Origin of the sequence: Sphingomonas sp. HMP9 (genome assembly GCF_013374115.1) — a bacterium.
In the GTDB taxonomy this organism is placed as follows: domain Bacteria; phylum Pseudomonadota; class Alphaproteobacteria; order Sphingomonadales; family Sphingomonadaceae; genus Sphingomonas.
Genome location: NZ_AP022673.1, coordinates 1030632 through 1047835 on the forward strand (window position 1 = coordinate 1030632; position 17204 = coordinate 1047835).

Below are 17204 nucleotides of genomic sequence, written 5' to 3' on the forward strand. Positions count from 1 at the left end.
CGGAGGACGGATGACGGACGTCGACGATCGCGGCGCGCCCCTAGAACTCCACCCCCAGCTGCGCCTTCACGCCCGACCGGAACGGATGCTTCACCTGCGTCATCTCGGTCACCAGGTCCGCCATCTCGATCAACGCATCCGGCGCGTTCCGCCCAGTCACCACGACATGCGTCATCTCGGGCTTGGCCGCCAACACCGCGAGAACCTCGTCGACGGGCAGATACTCATACCGCAACACGATGTTCAGCTCGTCCGCCACGACCATGGCATACGACGGATCCGCGATCATGCGCTTGACCTCGTCCCACGCCTCGCGCGCCACCGCGATGTCGCGCGCGCGATCCTGCGTATCCCAGGTGAACCCCTCGCCCATCGGCTTGAATTCGCACAGCACGGGAAACGCGTCGAAGACCGCCTTCTCGCCCGTCGCCATCGCGCCCTTGACGAACTGGACGACGCCGACTTTCCGGCCGTGCCCGATCATCCGCACCGCCATGCCGAAGGCGGCGGTCGACTTGCCCTTGCCCTTGCCCGTGTGGACGATGATCAGCCCCTTCTCGATCGTCTTGGTCGCGACGATCCGGTCATGGACCTCCTTGCGCTTGGCGCTCTTGGCATTCTGCTCGTCATCGGTCCGCATGATCATGTCCTCTCCCGCTCCCCGATGGCGGATCGCGCCGCGCGGCGCTAGAGCGTGCCTCATGCTCCGCATCACCGACCTCAAGCTGCCGCTCAACCACGCCGACGAGGCGCTCCCCGCCGCGATCCGCGACCGGCTGCGCGTGACGCCGCGCGACCTGATCCGCTACACGATCGCGCGGCGCGCGCACGACGCGCGCGACAAAATGGACATCCAACTCGTCTATTCGGTCGACGTCACGCTGAAGAACGAGGACACTGTCCTCACCCGCTTCCGCAAGGATCGCCACGTCCAGCGCACCCCCGACACCGGGTATCGCTTCGTCACCAAGGGCGGCCCGAGCTATACCGGCCCGCGCCCGGTGGTCGTTGGCGCAGGGCCCTGCGGCCTGTTCGCAGGACTCATCCTCGCGCAGATGGGGTTCCGCCCGATCATCCTCGACCGCGGCAAGGTCGTACGCGAGCGCACCAAGGACACATGGGGCCTCTGGCGCAAGAGCGTCCTCAACCCCGAATCCAACGTCCAGTTCGGCGAAGGCGGCGCCGGCACCTTCTCCGACGGCAAGTTGTGGAGCCAGATCAAGGACCCGCGCCATCTCGGCCGGAAGGTCCTGACCGAGTTCGTCAAGGCCGGCGCGCCCCCCGAAATCCTGACCGAAGCGCATCCGCATATCGGCACGTTCCGCCTCGTTACCATGGTCGAGAGCATGCGCGAGACGATCGAGGCGCTCGGCGGTGAATACCGCTTCTCGACCCGCGTCGACGGTCTCGACGTCGTCGAAGAGGGAGGCGTGCGCCAGCTTCGCGGCCTCCACCTGAGCACCGGCGACTATCTGGAGGCCAACCACGTCGTCTTCGCAGTCGGCCACAGCGCCCGCGACACGTTCGAGATGCTGCATGCCAAGGGCGTGCACGTCGAGGCCAAGCCGTTCTCGATCGGCGTCCGCATCGAGCATCCGCAGTCGTGGATCGACGAAGCGCGGTTCGGGCCTTGCGCCGGCCACCCCGATCTCGGTGCGGCGGCGTACAGCCTGTCGCACCACTGCAAGAACGGCCGCACCGTTTACAGCTTCTGCATGTGCCCGGGTGGCACCGTCGTCGCCGCGACCTCCGAGGAGGGGCGCGTCGCCACCAACGGCATGAGCCAATATTCGCGCAACGAACGCAACGCGAACTCCGGCATCGTCATCGGCATCGACCCCGAGCGCGACTATCCCGGCCACCCGCTCGCCGGGATCGAGTTGCAACGCCACTGGGAGTCGCGCGCCTATGTTGCGGGCGGGTCGAACTACAAGGCGCCTGCGCAACGGATCGGCGACCTGCTCGCGGGGCGCGCGTCGACCGCCCTCGGGTCGGTGGTCCCGTCGTACAAGCCGGGCGTGCATATGACCGATCTGTCGGAATGCCTGCCCGAGTTCGCGATCACGGCGTTGCGCGAGGCTCTGCCAGCATTCGGGCGCGAGATTCCCGGCTATGACCACCCCGACGCAGTGCTTACCGGCGTCGAAACACGGACGTCGTCGCCGGTGCGGATCACGCGCGGCGACGATTTCGTAAGCCTGAACACGGCGGGCCTGTTCCCGGCGGGTGAAGGTGCGGGTTATGCGGGGGGCATCCTGTCCGCCGCGGTCGACGGTATTAAGGTGGCGGAAGCGGTCGCGCTTAGCCTGACGGCGTAAGTCGGACGCTGCTTGTTCCCGCGCGTGGGCGAGGTCCACGAGCCACAAACGTTCGCGTTCGCACCCGGAGCTCCCGCCTTCGCAGACGGACGCGGAAGGCTGCGACACTAAGGTTTGGGCCTGATCATCATGACCACACTCACGGCACCTCCCCGGCGGAGGCCGGGGTCCAGTTGGGGTACAGAGGTGACTGCGCGAAGCGTCCGCTAACCTAGGCCTTCGCAACCGGGCCCCGGCCTCCGCGAGCGAAGCGCAGGAGTGTTACGCCGGTTACATTTGAAGGCTGCGACGTCGTTCGAGCCCCTCGACCTTGGCTCTGCCAACGCCCTTAAAACGAAGACCCGCCGCCCATACTTACTTCCGCCGCTGCGGCGCTGTCTCGATCAACCATGCGCGCGGCAACCCCGTCGGCTTTGCCCCCCCGTCGAGCCGTCGCGCACTGACCAAAGCGACCCGCTTCAGGATCATCTGGTCCTTGAACGCATCCATCCCGCCGCCCGTCGGCTTGGCGAGGATACGCTTCACCACATCCATTCCGGCGACGACATGCCCGAACGCCGCATAACCGGGATAGCCTGCGCGCGCGTCCATCGCTGGCGCCGGCCCGACCGTGATGAAGAAATTCCCGCCAGCCGACGCCGGCGTCATTCCCCGCGCCATCGATATCGTCGCGTCGAGATGCTTGATGCCGGTCATCGCAGTGGTCTCGAGCGGGAATGGCGGCAGGATCCGCCGCGCATCGGTGCGGATCCCCGCCTGGATGAAGCCGAGCTTCGGTGCCGACTTCTGGCGGCTTGCGCGGTAGAAGTCGGTCCCGTCGAACCGTCCGTCATCGACATACGCCAGGAAATTCGCGGTCGTCTTCGGCGCGTGGCGCGCGTCGAGCGCCAGCAGGATCGGCCCCTCCGACGTGACGATGCGGACGCGGACAAACCCCGGCTTCGGTCCCGGTTCGACGCGCTGTGCCGACCGTTTTACCGGGCTTGCCGATCCGGCGGTCGCCAAAGCCGCAACGGTCACGAAGCCTATCATCAAACGTCGCATTTCGATCACTCACGCCTTTACCGATCGTGGCCGGCTAGCCGTCCGTCTGCGGAGTGGCAAGCGCATGGGACGTGCGATGATTGGGCCGGACTGGCAATTGCTGACTCAACACGCTGCCGGTTTGGCAGCGTGTTGAGGCTCCCACCAGCCAGCGCCTCCCCGGCGGAGGCCGGGGTCCAGTTGGGAAACGCCGCTGATGGAGTTTTGTGCTATGTCACTCCGGTCGTGCCAACTGGGCCCCGGCCTCCGCCGGGGAGGCGATCTGGTTGAGTGGTGCGTCGCGACATCTTCCATGGGCGATAAATCTGCTCACGACGTTCACTATAGCCGCATCTCTGCAACTGAAGCATCTTCGCGCATCCTCAAACATAGCGCGGTATCGGCCCGACCTGCGGCGTCTGGTCCGGAAGCTCCACCATCGTCTCGTCGACGAAGCACCAGCCCCAGCCCTCCGGCGGGTCGTAGCCCTCGATGATCGGATGCTGCGTCGCGTGGAAGTGCGCGGTCGCGTGGCGGTGCGGGGAGTCGTCGCAGCAGCCGACATGGCCGCACGCGCGACACAGCCGCAGATGCACCCATTCGCTGCCCATCCGGAGGCACGCCTCGCAGCCCTTCGCGCCCGGCGTTACGCGGCGAATCGTTTCCCTATGCGTGCATCCGTCGGTCATCCCGCGCGCCTTTCTGCCATGTCGGCCAATATCGTGTGAATCTGTGCGACCACCGCCGCGCCTTCGCCGACCGCTGCCGCGACGCGCTTGGTCGAGCCCGCGCGCACGTCGCCGATCGCGAACACGCCGGTGCGGCTCGTCTGCAACGACAGCGCGGCGCCGCCGGTGACGATGAACCCCTTGTCGTCCGTATCGACGCAGCCCTTGAGCCAGCCTGCATTGGGGTCCGCACCGATGAACAGGAACAGGTGTCGCATCGCGCACCGCGTCTCCGCGCCGTCGCTGCGTTGGCGGAAGATTGCTGCGGTCAGCCCGGTCGCGCGCTCCCCCTCCAACCCGACGATCTCGGTGCCGACGCGGATCGTCACGTTGGGCAGCGCGGCGATCCGGTCGATCAGGTATTTCGACATTGTCGCGGCCAGCGGCCGGCGCACGATCAGGTGCAGATGCTTCACGCGCGGCGCGAGGAACGCCACCGCCTGCCCCGCCGAGTTGCCACCGCCGACGAGCGCGACCTCTTCGCCCTCGCACAGCCGCGCTTCGATCGGCGACGCCCAATAGGACACGCCGGCGCCCTCGAACGCCGCCAGGTCGGGGATGTCCGGCCGCCGATAGCGCGCGCCCGACGCCACGATTACCGTCCGCGACCGGACCCGCCGATCACCTGGCAATTCGAGCGCGAGCGGATCGCCCGCCGGCCGATCCTCGTCGCAATCGAGATGCGCGACGGTCAGCGGGATCGCGATCTCCGCCCCGAACTTCAGCGCCTGGTTGAACGCGCGGCCCGCCAGCGCCTGCCCCGATATGCCGGTCGGGAAGCCCAGGTAATTCTCGATCCGCGCCGACGCCCCGGCCTGCCCGCCGATCGCGCGCTCGTCGAGCACGATCACCGACAATCCTTCCGACGCGGCATACACCGCCGCCGCCAACCCCGCCGGCCCCGCGCCGACGATCGCGACGTCGTATACCGTGTCCGGATCGAGATCGGGCGTGATCCCAAGGCAGGCCGCGACCTCGATATCCGACGGTTTTTTCAGCACCGTACCATTCGGGCAGACCACGAGCGGCAGATCGCGCGGTGCGACCCCGGTCCGCTCAACCAATGCACGCCCCTCGTCGTCCGATGCCGCATCGAGGACGATGTTCGGATAGCCCGACCGGGTGAGAAACCCTTGCAGCCGGACGACGTCGGGACTGTACGGCAGGCCGACGATCACCGTCCCGCCACTGCCCTGCTCGATCAACCCGACGCGGCGCAGGATCAGGGCGCGCATCACGATCTCGCCGACATCGGCCGAGCCGACCATCAGCGCGCGCAGATGCGCCGGATCGAACGGCAGCGCGGTGCATCCCCCAGGGCCGGCGGTGCCACCCGCGAGCGTCGGGCGACCAGCGAGCTGGTTGACCTCGCCCGTCAGCTGTCCCGGGCCATGCGTGGTGATCGGCGCCTCGTGGCTCAGACCGTCGCGGCGGACGACGTCGATCGTGCCCTCGAGCACCAGCCAGGCGGCGACTCCCTGCTCGCCGATCGCATAGACCTGTTCGCCGGATGCGAACACGCGCGCCGGGCCGCTCGCGAAGCGCTTCGCCGTTTCCAGTTGCTCGGCGTTGAGCACGGGAAACATCTGGTGGTCGCGCGCGCCCAGATCGCTCATGGGCGCGATACCGGTTCGAGTCCGAGCAGCAGCGTCGGGATCAGTTCGGACACGGTGGGGTGGATCGGCACCGCCCAGCGCAGCGCTGACACCGGCTGATCGGCGTTCATCATGTCGAGGATCCCGTGGATCGCCTCGTCGCCGCCCGTACCCAGGATCGCCGCCCCCAGGATCCGCTGTGTCTCCGCATCTGCAACGATCGTCATGAACCCCGTGGTCTCGCCTTTCTCGACGGCGCGGCCGACGCGCGTCATGGGCCGCTTCGCAACCAGGATCGGTCGCCCGGTCTTTGCCGCCTGCGCCTGCGTCATGCCCACCCGGCCAAGCGGCGGATCGATATAGAGCGCATAGCCGACCAGCCGCTGGCTCAGCGTTCGATCGCCACGGTCGAGCAGGTTCGCCGCGACGATCTCGAAATCATTATAGGCGGTATGCGTGAACGCGCCGCGACCGTTGCAATCGCCCAGCGCCCAAACGCCTGGCACGTTGGTCTGCAACATGTCGTCGACGGTGACATAGCCCTTGGCGTCGGTCTCGATCCCGGCGAGGTCGAGACCGAGGTCGTCGGTATTGGGGCGCCGGCCGACCGCGAGCAGCACGTGGCTGCCGATCACCTTCGGATCGCCCGCTCGGCAATCGACCGATACCGCGACACCGTCCGGATGGCGCGCGAACGCGACGCAGTTCGCGTCGGTGCGCACCGTTATCCCTTCGTCCTCCAGGATTTCGCGCACCGCATCGGACACCTCGGCGTCCTCGTGCGCGATCAGCCTTTCGCCGCGCTCGACCACCGTCACCGCTGCGCCGAACCGCCGGTACATCTGCGCGAACTCGAGCCCGATATAGCTTCCGCCGACGACGACGAGATGCTGGGGGATCTGCTCGAGCGCAACCATGTCGGTGTTGTCGAGATGCGGCACGTCGCCGACGCCGGGCATGTCCGGTACGCTCGCCCGGCCACCGACGTTGAGGAAGATACGCGGCGCGGTCATGTCCTCGCCGTCGACCGCGATCGTCCGCGGTCCTGTGAAGCGGGCGTGTCCGCGCAGAAACGTGAGGCCCGCCATGCCCTCGAGCCAGCGTTCGTTGCCCGATCGTGCATCCATCACGACCTTGCGCGCGCGGGCTGCGACCGCGGGCATGTCGACCGTGACCTCGCCGGTGGCGATCCCGAAATCCGACGCGCGCCGCGCCAGATGCGCGGCATAGGCGCTCGCCACCAGGGTCTTGGTCGGCATGCAGCCGGTATTGACGCAGGTCCCGCCGACCAGCTTGCGCTCGATCAGCGCGACCGTCATGCCCGCGGCGGTAAGGCGCCCTGCCAGTGGTGGTCCGGCCTGCCCGGCACCGACGATGATCGCGTCGAACGTCCGCATCAGATCGACACCACCACGAGCACCGCCAGGATGATCGCGACCGCATCCTCGATCAGTGCGGCTGGCCGATCGTTGCCGAACGCCGACGCCAGTCGCGCGCGCGACGCCGCCCCGCCATAGATCCCGACGACCGCACCGACCAATCCGAGCACGAGCCCCGGCACCGGCGCACCGATCCCGTAGCCGACGGCCGCCCCCGACGACCCGCCCGTGAGCAGCCGCGCGGCGAACTGCGACGGCACCTTGCGGCTCGGCGTAGACGGCAGCTGATCGGTGACGAGTTCGATCGCCGCCAAAAGGGTAAATATCCACGGCGTGAACCGGTAGCCAAGGAACGCCAGCCACGTCCCCTGCAAGGGCAGCGTCCCCCTGCTCGCGGCCCAGGCGATCGCGGCCGGCGCCATCATCGCGCGCAACCCCGCGACGATGCCGATGACGACGGCGAGGATCAGCCCGTGCAAGAGCGGGGGGACGAGCATGGCAGTCTCCGATCCGGTGTGTCCGACATCGTCCCACGCACCGCCACGACCGTCAATTCGCGTCGCATCCGATCTGGCATAGATGCCGTCGCCATAGTCTCCGCGATTACAACAGGACCGGAACAACCGCCTGATATCGAACGCGAACACGAGCCGATCCTCGCGCAGTTTTATTTCGCCGCGGTCGCCTCGATCTCGACCAGGAACGCCGGCCCTGCGAGTGCCGCAACCTGCACGGTCGACCGCGCGACGGTGTTCGGGTTCTCGGCCGTCCCAAAATACATCTTGAAGGCGTCGTTCATGCCCGCAAAATCCATCTTGCCGCCGAGCTTAGGATCGCCGGCGACGAACACGGTGAGCTTGATGATGTCGCGCATCGCATAGCCCTGCGCCGCCAGGATCGTCTTGATCTTCGCAAAGACGCTAATCGTCTGCGTCTTGGTATCGCCGAAATCGGCGATCGTCAGTTGGGCGGGCGGCGTCTTGCTGGCCGGATCGATCGGCGCTGCCAGCTGCCCGCTCAGGTACAGCATCTTCGCGCCCGCAGGGACTGTCACGCCCTGGAGGATCAGCCCGGGCGGGGTGTTGGCGTGCCGGACAATCGCCGACTTGGCATCCGCAGCCATCGCCGCGCCGGGCAGTGCGAGCATCGTGCAGGTCACCACAGCCAAGGCAATGGTCTTCGTCGTTATCGTCATAGGTCTCTCTCCCGGTTATCCAAGCACATGGTTCGGGCGCGGCGGGGTGTGGCGCCGCGCCCGATCTCTCAGAAGCTGACGTTCATGCGCGCATAATAATAGCCGCCGTTGATCCCGTACGGGCTGAACGTCAGCGGCGCGTCGAGCTGGTTGCCGCCGCCGACCAGAGTCGCATTGGTCGTACCCGGCACCAGGCCGAGCGTCGGCGATTTCTTGTTGAAGACGTTGTTCGCGCCGATCGACAGTTCGAGGTCGTCTGTCGCCTTGAAGTTCAGTTCGACGTCGCCGATGAACGCGGTCCCGATCGTCTGCTTGTAGAACGTGCCACCGTCCGGGCTGTATCTGGCCGAGCTCTTCCCGTAGACCGTACCACGCAACGTCATCGAGAATTTGTCGATCGAATAGAAGGTCGAGCCGATCACCTTCACCCGCGGCGACGCGGTCTCGATATTGGCGCGCGCGCCCGCGTCGAACAACGGCACCGTGATCGTCTGCCCGAGGACGTTGACCAGCGGTGGCGCCGCCATGACCTTGGTGATCTTGGTCTGGTTGTAGTTGCCCGACAAGGTCCAGGTCGCGTTGCCATAGTCGCCGAAATCGGTCGCATAGCTGGCGACGATATCGACGCCGCGGGTCCGGGTATCCGCACCGTTGGTGAAGATGTTGATGCCGGTCTGCGTCACCGTCGGATCCAGGACGTTGCCGTTCGCGCGGATCGCCGCCGTCACCACGGGGAAGTTGACGTTGACCGGCGCGGTCGCACCACCCCCGCCGAACAGCGACCCCGTGCCGAGAATACGGTCATCGATCTTCACCTGATACGCATCGATCGTGATCGTCAGGCGCGGCACCGGCCTGATGACCGTACCGAGGCTGTAGTTGGTCGATTTCTCAGGCTTCAGATTGGCGAAACCGAGCAGCTTTGCGGCTGCCGAATTGGCCGGCAACTGCACGAACGCGGACGTCGGCGAGACGTTAGTCGCGGAGTAGAACGACTCCGCCAGCGTCGGTGCGCGGAACCCCGTCGAGAAGGTGCCCCGCAGCGCGAACGCGTCGGAGAAGTCGTAGCGCGTCGTCCCCTTATAGATGAACTTGCTGCCGAAATCGGAATAATGCTCGTACCGGCCGGCGACATCGACCTTCCAGCCCTCGATCGGCATCAGCGCAACATCAACATAGGCCGCCTGAGAATTCCGCCCGTTGACGCCCGCATCCGAACTGCGGAAGCCGGGATAGGACTGTCCACCTTCCTTGTAGGTCGAGGCGGCATCGCCCGCACCGATCTGATAGACGTTCTTGCGATATTCGCCACCGAAGGCGAGGTTGATCGGGGCCGCCATCCCGGCCTCGATCTCATGCGTGAAATCAGCGTTGGCGGTGAACTCGGTCGACTTGAAGAAGCCGTTGTAGAAGGTCGTCGGGGTAAAGCCTGTATCCGCATAGAGCGACGCGTTGGCTGAGTTGACAGTGTAGATCTCGTTCTTGTCCTGGCCGAACGTCGTCGACAGGTCGTAATGGAACCCACTGGCGTCGCCGCGAAGGCCGCCGGTGAACGCCATATCCTCTTCGCGAATCTTCTCGCGTGGGGAAAAGCCATTGACCGGGCTGTCGCCTTCGGGATCGAAATAGGTCGTGACGCCGGCCACCGTGCGCGACACGCGGGTCGGTACGCGGACATTCTCGTACGCGCTGGCGATGCGCCGCGAATAGGTGCCGAAGCTGTACGCCTCGATACCGCCGAAATCATAGGCCGAATTATACTGGAGGTTGATGAGGCGGGACTGCGCATCGCCGCTGATCTTGTTGACATAGGGGAAGTCAGACATCCCCGGATAGAGTTGTTGCTGAAGCGCGGTGATCGACGGCGTCGTCGCGCTCGTCAGCAGCTTGCCGTTGATGTCCGTAACGCGGCGATCGAGCCCGCCGACCTGCGTGAAGTCGTGATAGCGATAGAAGCCGGTAACGTTGATGAAGCCGCTTTCGCCGACCTTGGTCGCAAGGTGCAAACTCCCGCCATAGGTGCGGCCGCCGGTGTCGTAATTCTCGCCTGCAGTCACCGAAGCGTCGCCGCCTTCCTTGTCGTCCTTCAGGATGACGTTGATGACGCCGGCGATCGCGTCCGAGCCATATTGTGCGGCGGCGCCGTCCTCGAGCACCTCGATGCGCTTGATCGACGCCGGCGATATGAGGTCGAGATCGGCGGTCGCCGCGCCCTGATACGGTCCGCCGAGAACGGCAAGGTTCGAGGTGCCGTGTCGTCGCTTGCCGTTGATCAGGACGAGCGTGTGGTTCGGGCTGAGCCCGCGCAACCGCGCGGACAGCGTGAGGTTGGCGGTGTCGCCGCCGAACGCCTGCGCGGTGAACGACGGTACGAGCTGAGTCAGCACCTGGTTGAGGTTGGGCTGGCCGACATGGCTCATCAGTTCGGCGTCGAGCACCTTGATCGGTGCGGCACTCTCGGCCGCGGTGATCCCCGTCGCGCGCGTGCCGGTGACGATGATGTCGTCGGGTATTTCGGTCGATCCCGTCTGGGGATCGGTCACGGCGACCGACGCGGTCTGCGCGAAGGCCGTCATATGTCCGGCGCTGGCGAGCGCCACGATGAGGGCGCCGCGTGAAATGGTGGTGACGGTCTTCATAAGGTTTCCCCCCTTATTGTTGAGCGCCTTCAGCCATCCTCTAATAATATGGATGATCTAACGTCATCTCTTCATGTCTATCCGCACCACGAAACGTGGCTTCTTAGTATCTCTATCAACATCTGTGAATTGACGAGCTTGGTAAGGATTGTCCGTGGCGCATCACAAGGCAACTGATTCGGGGATAGCTTCATACCAAGCATGAACTATTGTTCATTGTGTCACCAATATGCAACGTTTCGACACAGGTTGCTCAGACTTAGGCGACACGCCGCGTACGGTCCGACCCCGTTGCGGCCCTGTTGGCGCCCTGTGCCGCGACCCGCCTGGCCAGCGCCATGACCTGGCCTTGGGCGGACTGGATGCCCCCTTCCTGCCAGCCCGGCGTCTGGCTGAGCGCGGCGGACGCGAAATAGACGCGGCCGTCGGGCTTCTGGAGCAGGCGGAACTCGGGCGTATCGATATGCCCTTCCTGCCGCCCGTTCGCGCTGCCCGCATTCCAGTCGGGCCACGGCCCCAGGCTGTACGGAATCTTGTGCCAGTTCACCGCGATGCCGTTGACCAGATCGCCGCCATGCCCCGGATGCAGCCGGTCGATCACGCCGCGGGAGAAAGCGATCTGCTCGGCGATCGGGCGCTTGGCGAACTCGGCGGCATTGGGTCCCGACGAATAACAGCCCAGGATCATCCCGCGTGCAGAATGGAGGCCGGCCGACGGATACCAGATCAGCGTGGTAGGGCCGCCGACGAACGAAATGCCGCCATAGATCTGCTCGCGTTCCCAAAAGCGCGGGCTTTCGAACGCGACCTTGTTCGAATGATCGTAGACGACTCCGGCGATCGTCCTCTTCAGGGCGGGCGAGAAGTCGGTATCGATCGTCGCCAGGACCGGGAAAGGGATCGTGCAGATGACGTAATCGGCCTTCACGGTGTCGACCACGTCGCTCGCCTTGTCGCGGTAGACCACGTCGACGCCGCGCGCGGTGTGACGGATTTTGGTGACTTCGGCGCCGCGGATCGCAGGGCGACGCAGGTTGCGATCGAACCCGGCATGGATCCGGTCCATGCCGCCGACCGGCTCGAACATCGTCGCCTGCATGTAGAGATTGTCCTCGAACAGCGTCATCGGCAACCGCTCGTTCGCCAGCAACTGATCCATCGGTACCGCGCTGCCCGCCGACGAGAAGGTGACGCCCGCCCCCGGTGCGGTCCCGAACCCCGATCGCTCGGTGCCCTCAAACGTATAGTCGGTGCCGAGATCGCCATAGGCTTTCAGAAACGGCAGCAATTTGACCTTATCGGCCGCCGTCACCGACTGATCGAGCGCACCCTGGTTGATTGCCTTCGCCAACAACTCCGCGATGTGGCCGCGCATGTCGTTGATCGCGGTCCGCATGCGAATCTTGCTGCCGTTCTCGCCCATCACATAGGCCGAGCGGCTCGAATTGACCTCCACCTCCAGCGGGACATCGAACTTTTTCGCGTACCCGATCAAGCCCTGGTGAAAGCTCGGGATCCGCGCCGGTCCTGCGTTGAAGTAAATCCCGTCGGAGAATTTTGCGGTCTGCGTCTGTTCCCCGATCATCTCGATCTTGTCGCCGTCGCGCACCGTCCAGGCGCGCCCGCCGACCCGCTCGCGTGCTTCCAGCAACGTGACCTGGAAGCCCACCTGTTCGAGTTCGTAGGCCGCCGTCAGACCGGCGATACCCGCACCCAGCACGACGACGTGCGTCCCCTTGCCCAATGTCGGCGTCAGCGTCGTGAGCGCTTCGGCATGCGACGTTCCGATCAACCCTTCGGTCAAGCCCAGCGCTTGCATCGCGCCGAGCGTCGCCCCCAGCCCTCCCATCAGGCCAAGTCGTCGCAAGATGGTCCTGCGTGTAATCGTGGTGTGTGTAGTCATGAGGCCCCCCGAAACGGCAAGCCTTCCCAGGGCTTGCCGGACGTCAGAACACCGCCGGGTCCAACCCGTCAGCGGCCTCGCAGGAACATCATCCCCCGCTCAATCCCGATGGACGCCGAACCTTAAGCCGAAAGGAACACATCGTTCCTTTCCGCGCCAAAATTCGACACGTTGCATCTTTTGATTGAACGATTCGGATTGAACATTGCTTTGCGATGTAACGCAAATGAAATCTTGGTTGACGGAACCAAACGGTCTTCCCGCGTCCGCGTCATGCCCGGTCCATCTGCGGGCCTTGAATTCCAGTCGTCCGCCGGCCAATTCTCGGACTGATCCTTTCACCACGAGACCTCCCACACCCTATGACCACCGAAACCGCTCCAGCGCCCGAGACGTCCATCCCCGGAACGCATGCCTTCGAGGCCGATGTCGCGCGGTTGCTCCACATGATGGTGCACTCGGTCTATTCGGATAAGACCGTATTCCTGCGTGAACTGATTTCGAACGCAGCCGATGCCTGCGAAAAGCTGCGGTACGAGGCGTTGCGCGCGCCCGAGTTGCTTGGCGACGAGACTCGCCTGGCGATCGCGATCACGCTCGATCCCGAAGCGCGCACGCTGACGATCGAGGATAACGGTATCGGCATGACCGCCGAGGACATGGGCGACGCGCTCGGCACGATCGCGCGCTCGGGCACCAAGGCATTCATGGACCGGATCGCGGCGTCAAGCGGCTCCGACGGCGCACAGCTGATCGGTCAGTTCGGCGTAGGCTTCTATTCCGCGTTCATGGTCGCATCGAAGGTCGACGTGATTTCGCGTCGTGCTGGTGCTGACACCGCCTCGACCTGGTCGTCGGACGGCCTCGGCACCTATACGATCGCGGATGTCGCCACCGCCGACGCCCCTGCCCGCGGCACGCGCGTCGTGCTCCATTTGCTCGAAGATGCGACCACGTACACCGACCGCTTCACCGTCGAGCGCCTGATCAAGGACCAGTCGGGCCACGTGCCCGTGCCGATCACGCTGCGCGAAAAGCCCGACGCGGATCCGGTCGACATCGCCGACGGCGCCGCACTATGGACCAAGCCGAAGGCGGATATCTCGGAAGAGGACTATGCCGACTTCTACCGCAGCGTGTCCGGCCAGTATGACGAGCCCGCGCTGACGCTCCATTACCGCGCGGAGGGGCTGCATGAATACACGGTGCTGGCCTATGTGCCCGGCGCCAAGCCGTTCGACCTGTTCGATCCCGATCGCAACGGTCGGATGAAGCTGTACGTCAAGCGCGTCTTCATCACCGACGATGCCGAGGTCCTACCACGTTATCTCCGCTTCATGCGCGGGCTTGTCGACTCGTCCGACCTGCCGCTCAACGTCTCGCGCGAGATGATCCAGGAAAGCCCGATGCTCGCCGCGATCCGCAAGGGCGTGACGGGCCGCGTGCTTGGCGAACTCGACAAGCTCGCGACGCGCGATGCCGAGGCGTATGCGAAGATCTGGGAGAATTTCGGCGCGGTCCTTAAGGAAGGGCTGTACGAGGATTTCGAACGCCGCGAAGCGCTGCTGAAGCTCGCGCGCTTCAAGACCACGACGTCGGCCGGTGCCTGGCGTTCGGTTGCCGACTATGTCGGGGCGATGAAGGAGAACCAGACTGCGATCTATTACGCGGTCGGCACCGATCTCGACCGCCTCGAAGCCTCGCCGCAGCTCGAAGGATTCCGTGCGCGCGGAATTGAAGTGCTGTTGCTGCCGGACTCGGTCGACGGGTTCTGGGTGACGGCCGGCATCGATCACGACGGTAAGCCGTTCAAGTCGGTGACGCAGGGTGCCGCCGATCTCGGGCTGATCCCGCTGGTCGATGGTGGCGAGCAGCCGACGGCCGATGCCACGCCTGAGGTCGCGGACTTCATCGCATTCGTGAAGACGACGCTAGCGGATGCCGTGTCCGAGGTCCGCGCGTCCGAGCGGCTGACCGACAGCGCGGTCTGCCTGGTCGCGTCGGACAGCGGAATGGACCGTCAGCTCGAACGCATCTTGGCGGCAAGCGGTCAGGCGATGCCGGCGGCCAAGCCCGTGCTCGAGATCAACCCGCGCTCGGCGTTGATCGCCAAGCTGGCAGCGCTCGGCGAGGACGAGACGGCGCTGCGCGAGGACGCGGCGCATCTGCTGTTCGACGAGGCGCAGATCGCCGATGGCGAGCGTCCGATCGATGCGCGGGCGTTTTCCGCGCGGCTTGCGCGGCTGTTCACGCGGGCGCTCGGGTAAGCGGATGACCGTCTCCCCGCCCAGCGCGGTGGGGAGACGGTACGCGCTACATCCGGACGACACGCGTCCCGATCCGTTCCGCCTCGGCAGGGTCGTGCGTCACCATCAGGATCGGCAGCTTCAGCACGTCGCGAACGTGTTCGATCGCCACGAGAACTTCCTCGCGTCGGGCACGATCCAGTGACGATAGCGGTTCGTCGAGAAGCAGGAAGCGCGGGCGGCTGAGCAGCGCGCGACCGATCGCGACGCGCTGCGCCTCGCCGCCCGACAACGTGCGGGGCCAGCGATCGAGGAGGTGGCCGATGCCGAGGAAGCCGATCCGCTCCTCGAACGGGCCGTGCACGCGGCCGGCGCCGTAGAGCAGGTTCGCCCGCACGCGCAGATGTGGGAACAGGCGCGCGTCCTGGAAGACATAGCCGGCCCGGCGGCGCTCGGGGGGCACGTCGACGCCACCGGGCGTGGCTGCATCGAACAGCGTGTCGCCGTCGATCGCGATCCGGCCGCGGTCGGGACGGAGCAGTCCGGCGACCATGTTGAGCACGCTGGACTTGCCGATGCCCGACGGGCCGAACAGCACGGTTGCCCCCTCGCCTGCCTCCAGCGTCAGCGCCACCTGCGCATCGCCGAGACGCTTCTCGATATCGATCTCAAAGGACATGCAGACCCCTCCCGGCACGTCGCGTCAACAGTTCCGACGCGATCAGAGCGACAAGCGACAAGCCTACGGACACGCACGACAATCGCCACACCAGCGCGTCGGCGCCGGGTTGCTGGAGCGCGGAATATATCGCGAGCGGCAGTGTCTGCGTTTCGCCGGGTACATTGGAGACGAAAGTGATCGTCGCGCCGAACTCGCCGATCGATCGCGCGAAGCCGAGTACGGCGCCGGCCAGGACGCCTGGGACGCTGAGCGGCAGGGTCAGCGTCCAGAATACGCGCCATGGTCCTGCGCCCAGCGTTCGCGCAGCATTCTCGAGCCGACGGTCGACTGCCTCGATCGAGATCCGCATCGCCCGCACCATCAGCGGCAGAGCCATGACGCCGGCGGCGATCGCGGCACCGGTCCAGCGAAACAGCACGGTCACGCCGAACCCGTCCTGTAGCCACGCGCCGATCGGGCCATTGGGTCCGAAGGCGAGGAGCAGAAGCCACCCCGTGACGACTGGCGGCACTACCAGTGGCAAATGGATCGCCGCGTCGACCACGAACTTGCCCGGAAAGCGGACGCGCGCGAGCAGCCATGCCAGCGCGAACGCGATCGGCAAGGTCACTGCCATCGCGACGCCGCCAACCTTTAGCGACAGCGCGACGATCCCCCATTCGGTCGGACTGAGCATCTAGCGCGCGGAAAACCTGTAGCGGACGAAGATCGCCTTGCCCGCGGGCGAGACGAGGAAGCGGCGAAAACCCTCGGCGTCCGGGTTCGTCGACGTCTTCAGCCGTGCGATTGGATAGGTGATCGCGGGATGCGTGGCCTCGGGGAACACGCCGGCGATCCGGACCTTGGCGGACGCCTTGGCATCGGTCGCGTAGACGATCGCAAGCGGCGCGGCCCCGCGCTCGACTAGCGCCAGTGTCGCGCGGACATTCTCCGCGCGCACCACCTTCGGCGAAACCTGGGCCCAGACGCCGAGCTTCTCCAGCGACGCCTGTCCGTATTTGCCAGCCGGAACTGCGGTATCGGCCATTGCCAGCGGTCCTGCCGTCAGTACGCGAACAAGAGCGGCAGGCGGGCGCACCGGGATCCGTACCGTGCTACCCACCGGCGCTGCGACGACGAGGCGGTTGCCGAGGAACGTGACGCGGGTGCTGGCGACGATGAGGGTCTTCTTGGCAAGTTCATTCATCCAATCCTCGTCCGCCGACACGAACAAATCCGCCGGCGCGCCGGCCTCGACCTGCCGGGCGAGCGCCGACGACGCCGCGAACGAGATCGTTGGCTTCATATGACCTTTTTTCGCCCAGGCATCGGCAGCCGCAGTCATCGATTCCTGCAACGATGCGGCCGCGAGCACCAGCGGTGGACGCCGCTGTGCGTGCGCTCCCGTCGCCCCGAAGCTGACGGCTACCATCAGTGCCGACGTCAGATACCGCATACCGCTTGCCTCTCGATCCCTGCGCATACCGATATATAGCGCTGGGCCATAACGCTAGCCG

The 17204-nt window shown here is 65.7% G+C and carries 14 protein-coding genes; 2 read left to right on the plus strand and 12 right to left on the minus strand.

Going from position 1 to position 17204, the window contains the following annotated elements; translation table 11 throughout:
* Nucleotides 1-40 precede the first annotated feature (40 nt).
* A complete protein-coding gene (gene cobO, locus HMP09_RS04480; RefSeq protein WP_176499371.1) occupies nucleotides 41-646 on the minus strand; it encodes a cob(I)yrinic acid a,c-diamide adenosyltransferase in 606 nt (201 codons plus the stop codon).
* 55 nt (nucleotides 647-701) lie between these two features.
* Here cobO and HMP09_RS04485 point away from each other — a divergent pair, with 55 nt between their 5' ends.
* Nucleotides 702-2318 (plus strand): NAD(P)/FAD-dependent oxidoreductase, encoded by a 1617-nt coding sequence (locus tag HMP09_RS04485; protein ID WP_176499372.1) that lies wholly within the window; start codon nucleotides 702-704, stop codon nucleotides 2316-2318.
* 354 nt (nucleotides 2319-2672) lie between these two features.
* Here HMP09_RS04485 and HMP09_RS04490 read toward each other — a convergent pair whose 3' ends face one another.
* The 8 genes from HMP09_RS04490 to HMP09_RS04525 form a co-directional block, all read right to left on the minus strand.
* Nucleotides 2673-3350 (minus strand): peptidylprolyl isomerase, encoded by a 678-nt coding sequence (locus HMP09_RS04490; protein ID WP_232090670.1) that lies wholly within the window; start codon nucleotides 3348-3350, stop codon nucleotides 2673-2675.
* Between the two features lie 374 nt (nucleotides 3351-3724).
* Nucleotides 3725-4030, minus strand: a complete 306-nt coding sequence (locus HMP09_RS04495; protein WP_176499374.1) for a UBP-type zinc finger domain-containing protein — start codon at nucleotides 4028-4030, stop codon at nucleotides 3725-3727.
* Complete coding sequence (locus HMP09_RS04500) at nucleotides 4027-5685, minus strand: FAD-dependent oxidoreductase (RefSeq protein WP_176499375.1); 1659 nt, start codon at nucleotides 5683-5685, stop codon at nucleotides 4027-4029. The genes HMP09_RS04495 and HMP09_RS04500 overlap by 4 nt, the downstream gene beginning before the upstream one ends.
* Nucleotides 5682-7064, minus strand: coding sequence for an FAD-containing oxidoreductase (locus HMP09_RS04505; RefSeq protein WP_176501571.1), 1383 nt, complete (start codon nucleotides 7062-7064; stop codon nucleotides 5682-5684). Before HMP09_RS04505 ends, HMP09_RS04500 begins: the two co-directional genes overlap by 4 nt.
* On the minus strand, nucleotides 7061-7690 hold the full coding sequence (locus HMP09_RS04510) for a DUF4126 domain-containing protein (RefSeq protein WP_232090672.1): 630 nt from the start codon (nucleotides 7688-7690) through the stop codon (nucleotides 7061-7063). The genes HMP09_RS04505 and HMP09_RS04510 overlap by 4 nt, the downstream gene beginning before the upstream one ends.
* Before the next feature lie 20 nt (nucleotides 7691-7710).
* On the minus strand, nucleotides 7711-8238 hold the full coding sequence (locus HMP09_RS04515) for a RidA family protein (RefSeq protein ID WP_176499376.1): 528 nt from the start codon (nucleotides 8236-8238) through the stop codon (nucleotides 7711-7713).
* A gap of 68 nt (nucleotides 8239-8306) precedes the next feature.
* Nucleotides 8307-10877: a TonB-dependent receptor plug domain-containing protein gene (locus HMP09_RS04520; RefSeq protein ID WP_176499377.1), complete on the minus strand. Its 2571-nt coding sequence runs from the start codon at nucleotides 10875-10877 to the stop codon at nucleotides 8307-8309.
* Between the two features lie 259 nt (nucleotides 10878-11136).
* Entirely contained in the window at nucleotides 11137-12744 is a 1608-nt protein-coding gene (locus tag HMP09_RS04525) for a flavin monoamine oxidase family protein (RefSeq protein WP_176499378.1), read from the minus strand.
* A 398-nt stretch (nucleotides 12745-13142) separates the two neighbouring features.
* On the opposite strand from HMP09_RS04525, the gene htpG reads away from it, so the two are divergent.
* On the plus strand, nucleotides 13143-15047 hold the full coding sequence (gene htpG, locus HMP09_RS04530; protein ID WP_176499379.1) for a molecular chaperone HtpG: 1905 nt from the start codon (nucleotides 13143-13145) through the stop codon (nucleotides 15045-15047).
* Between the two features lie 46 nt (nucleotides 15048-15093).
* Here htpG and HMP09_RS04535 read toward each other — a convergent pair whose 3' ends face one another.
* The 3 genes from HMP09_RS04535 to modA are packed head-to-tail and all read right to left on the minus strand — an operon-like array spanning nucleotide 15094 to nucleotide 17143.
* Nucleotides 15094-15705, minus strand: a complete 612-nt coding sequence (locus tag HMP09_RS04535) for an ATP-binding cassette domain-containing protein (RefSeq protein ID WP_176499380.1) — start codon at nucleotides 15703-15705, stop codon at nucleotides 15094-15096.
* Nucleotides 15695-16384 (minus strand): molybdate ABC transporter permease subunit, encoded by a 690-nt coding sequence (gene modB / locus HMP09_RS04540; RefSeq protein ID WP_176499381.1) that lies wholly within the window; start codon nucleotides 16382-16384, stop codon nucleotides 15695-15697. The genes HMP09_RS04535 and modB overlap by 11 nt, the downstream gene beginning before the upstream one ends.
* Nucleotides 16385-17143 carry a molybdate ABC transporter substrate-binding protein gene (gene modA / locus HMP09_RS04545; RefSeq protein WP_176499382.1) on the minus strand — a complete coding sequence of 253 codons (759 nt, stop codon included), beginning with the start codon at nucleotides 17141-17143 and terminating at the stop codon, nucleotides 16385-16387. It abuts the gene before it with no gap.
* Between the last annotated feature and the right edge of the window lie 61 nt (nucleotides 17144-17204).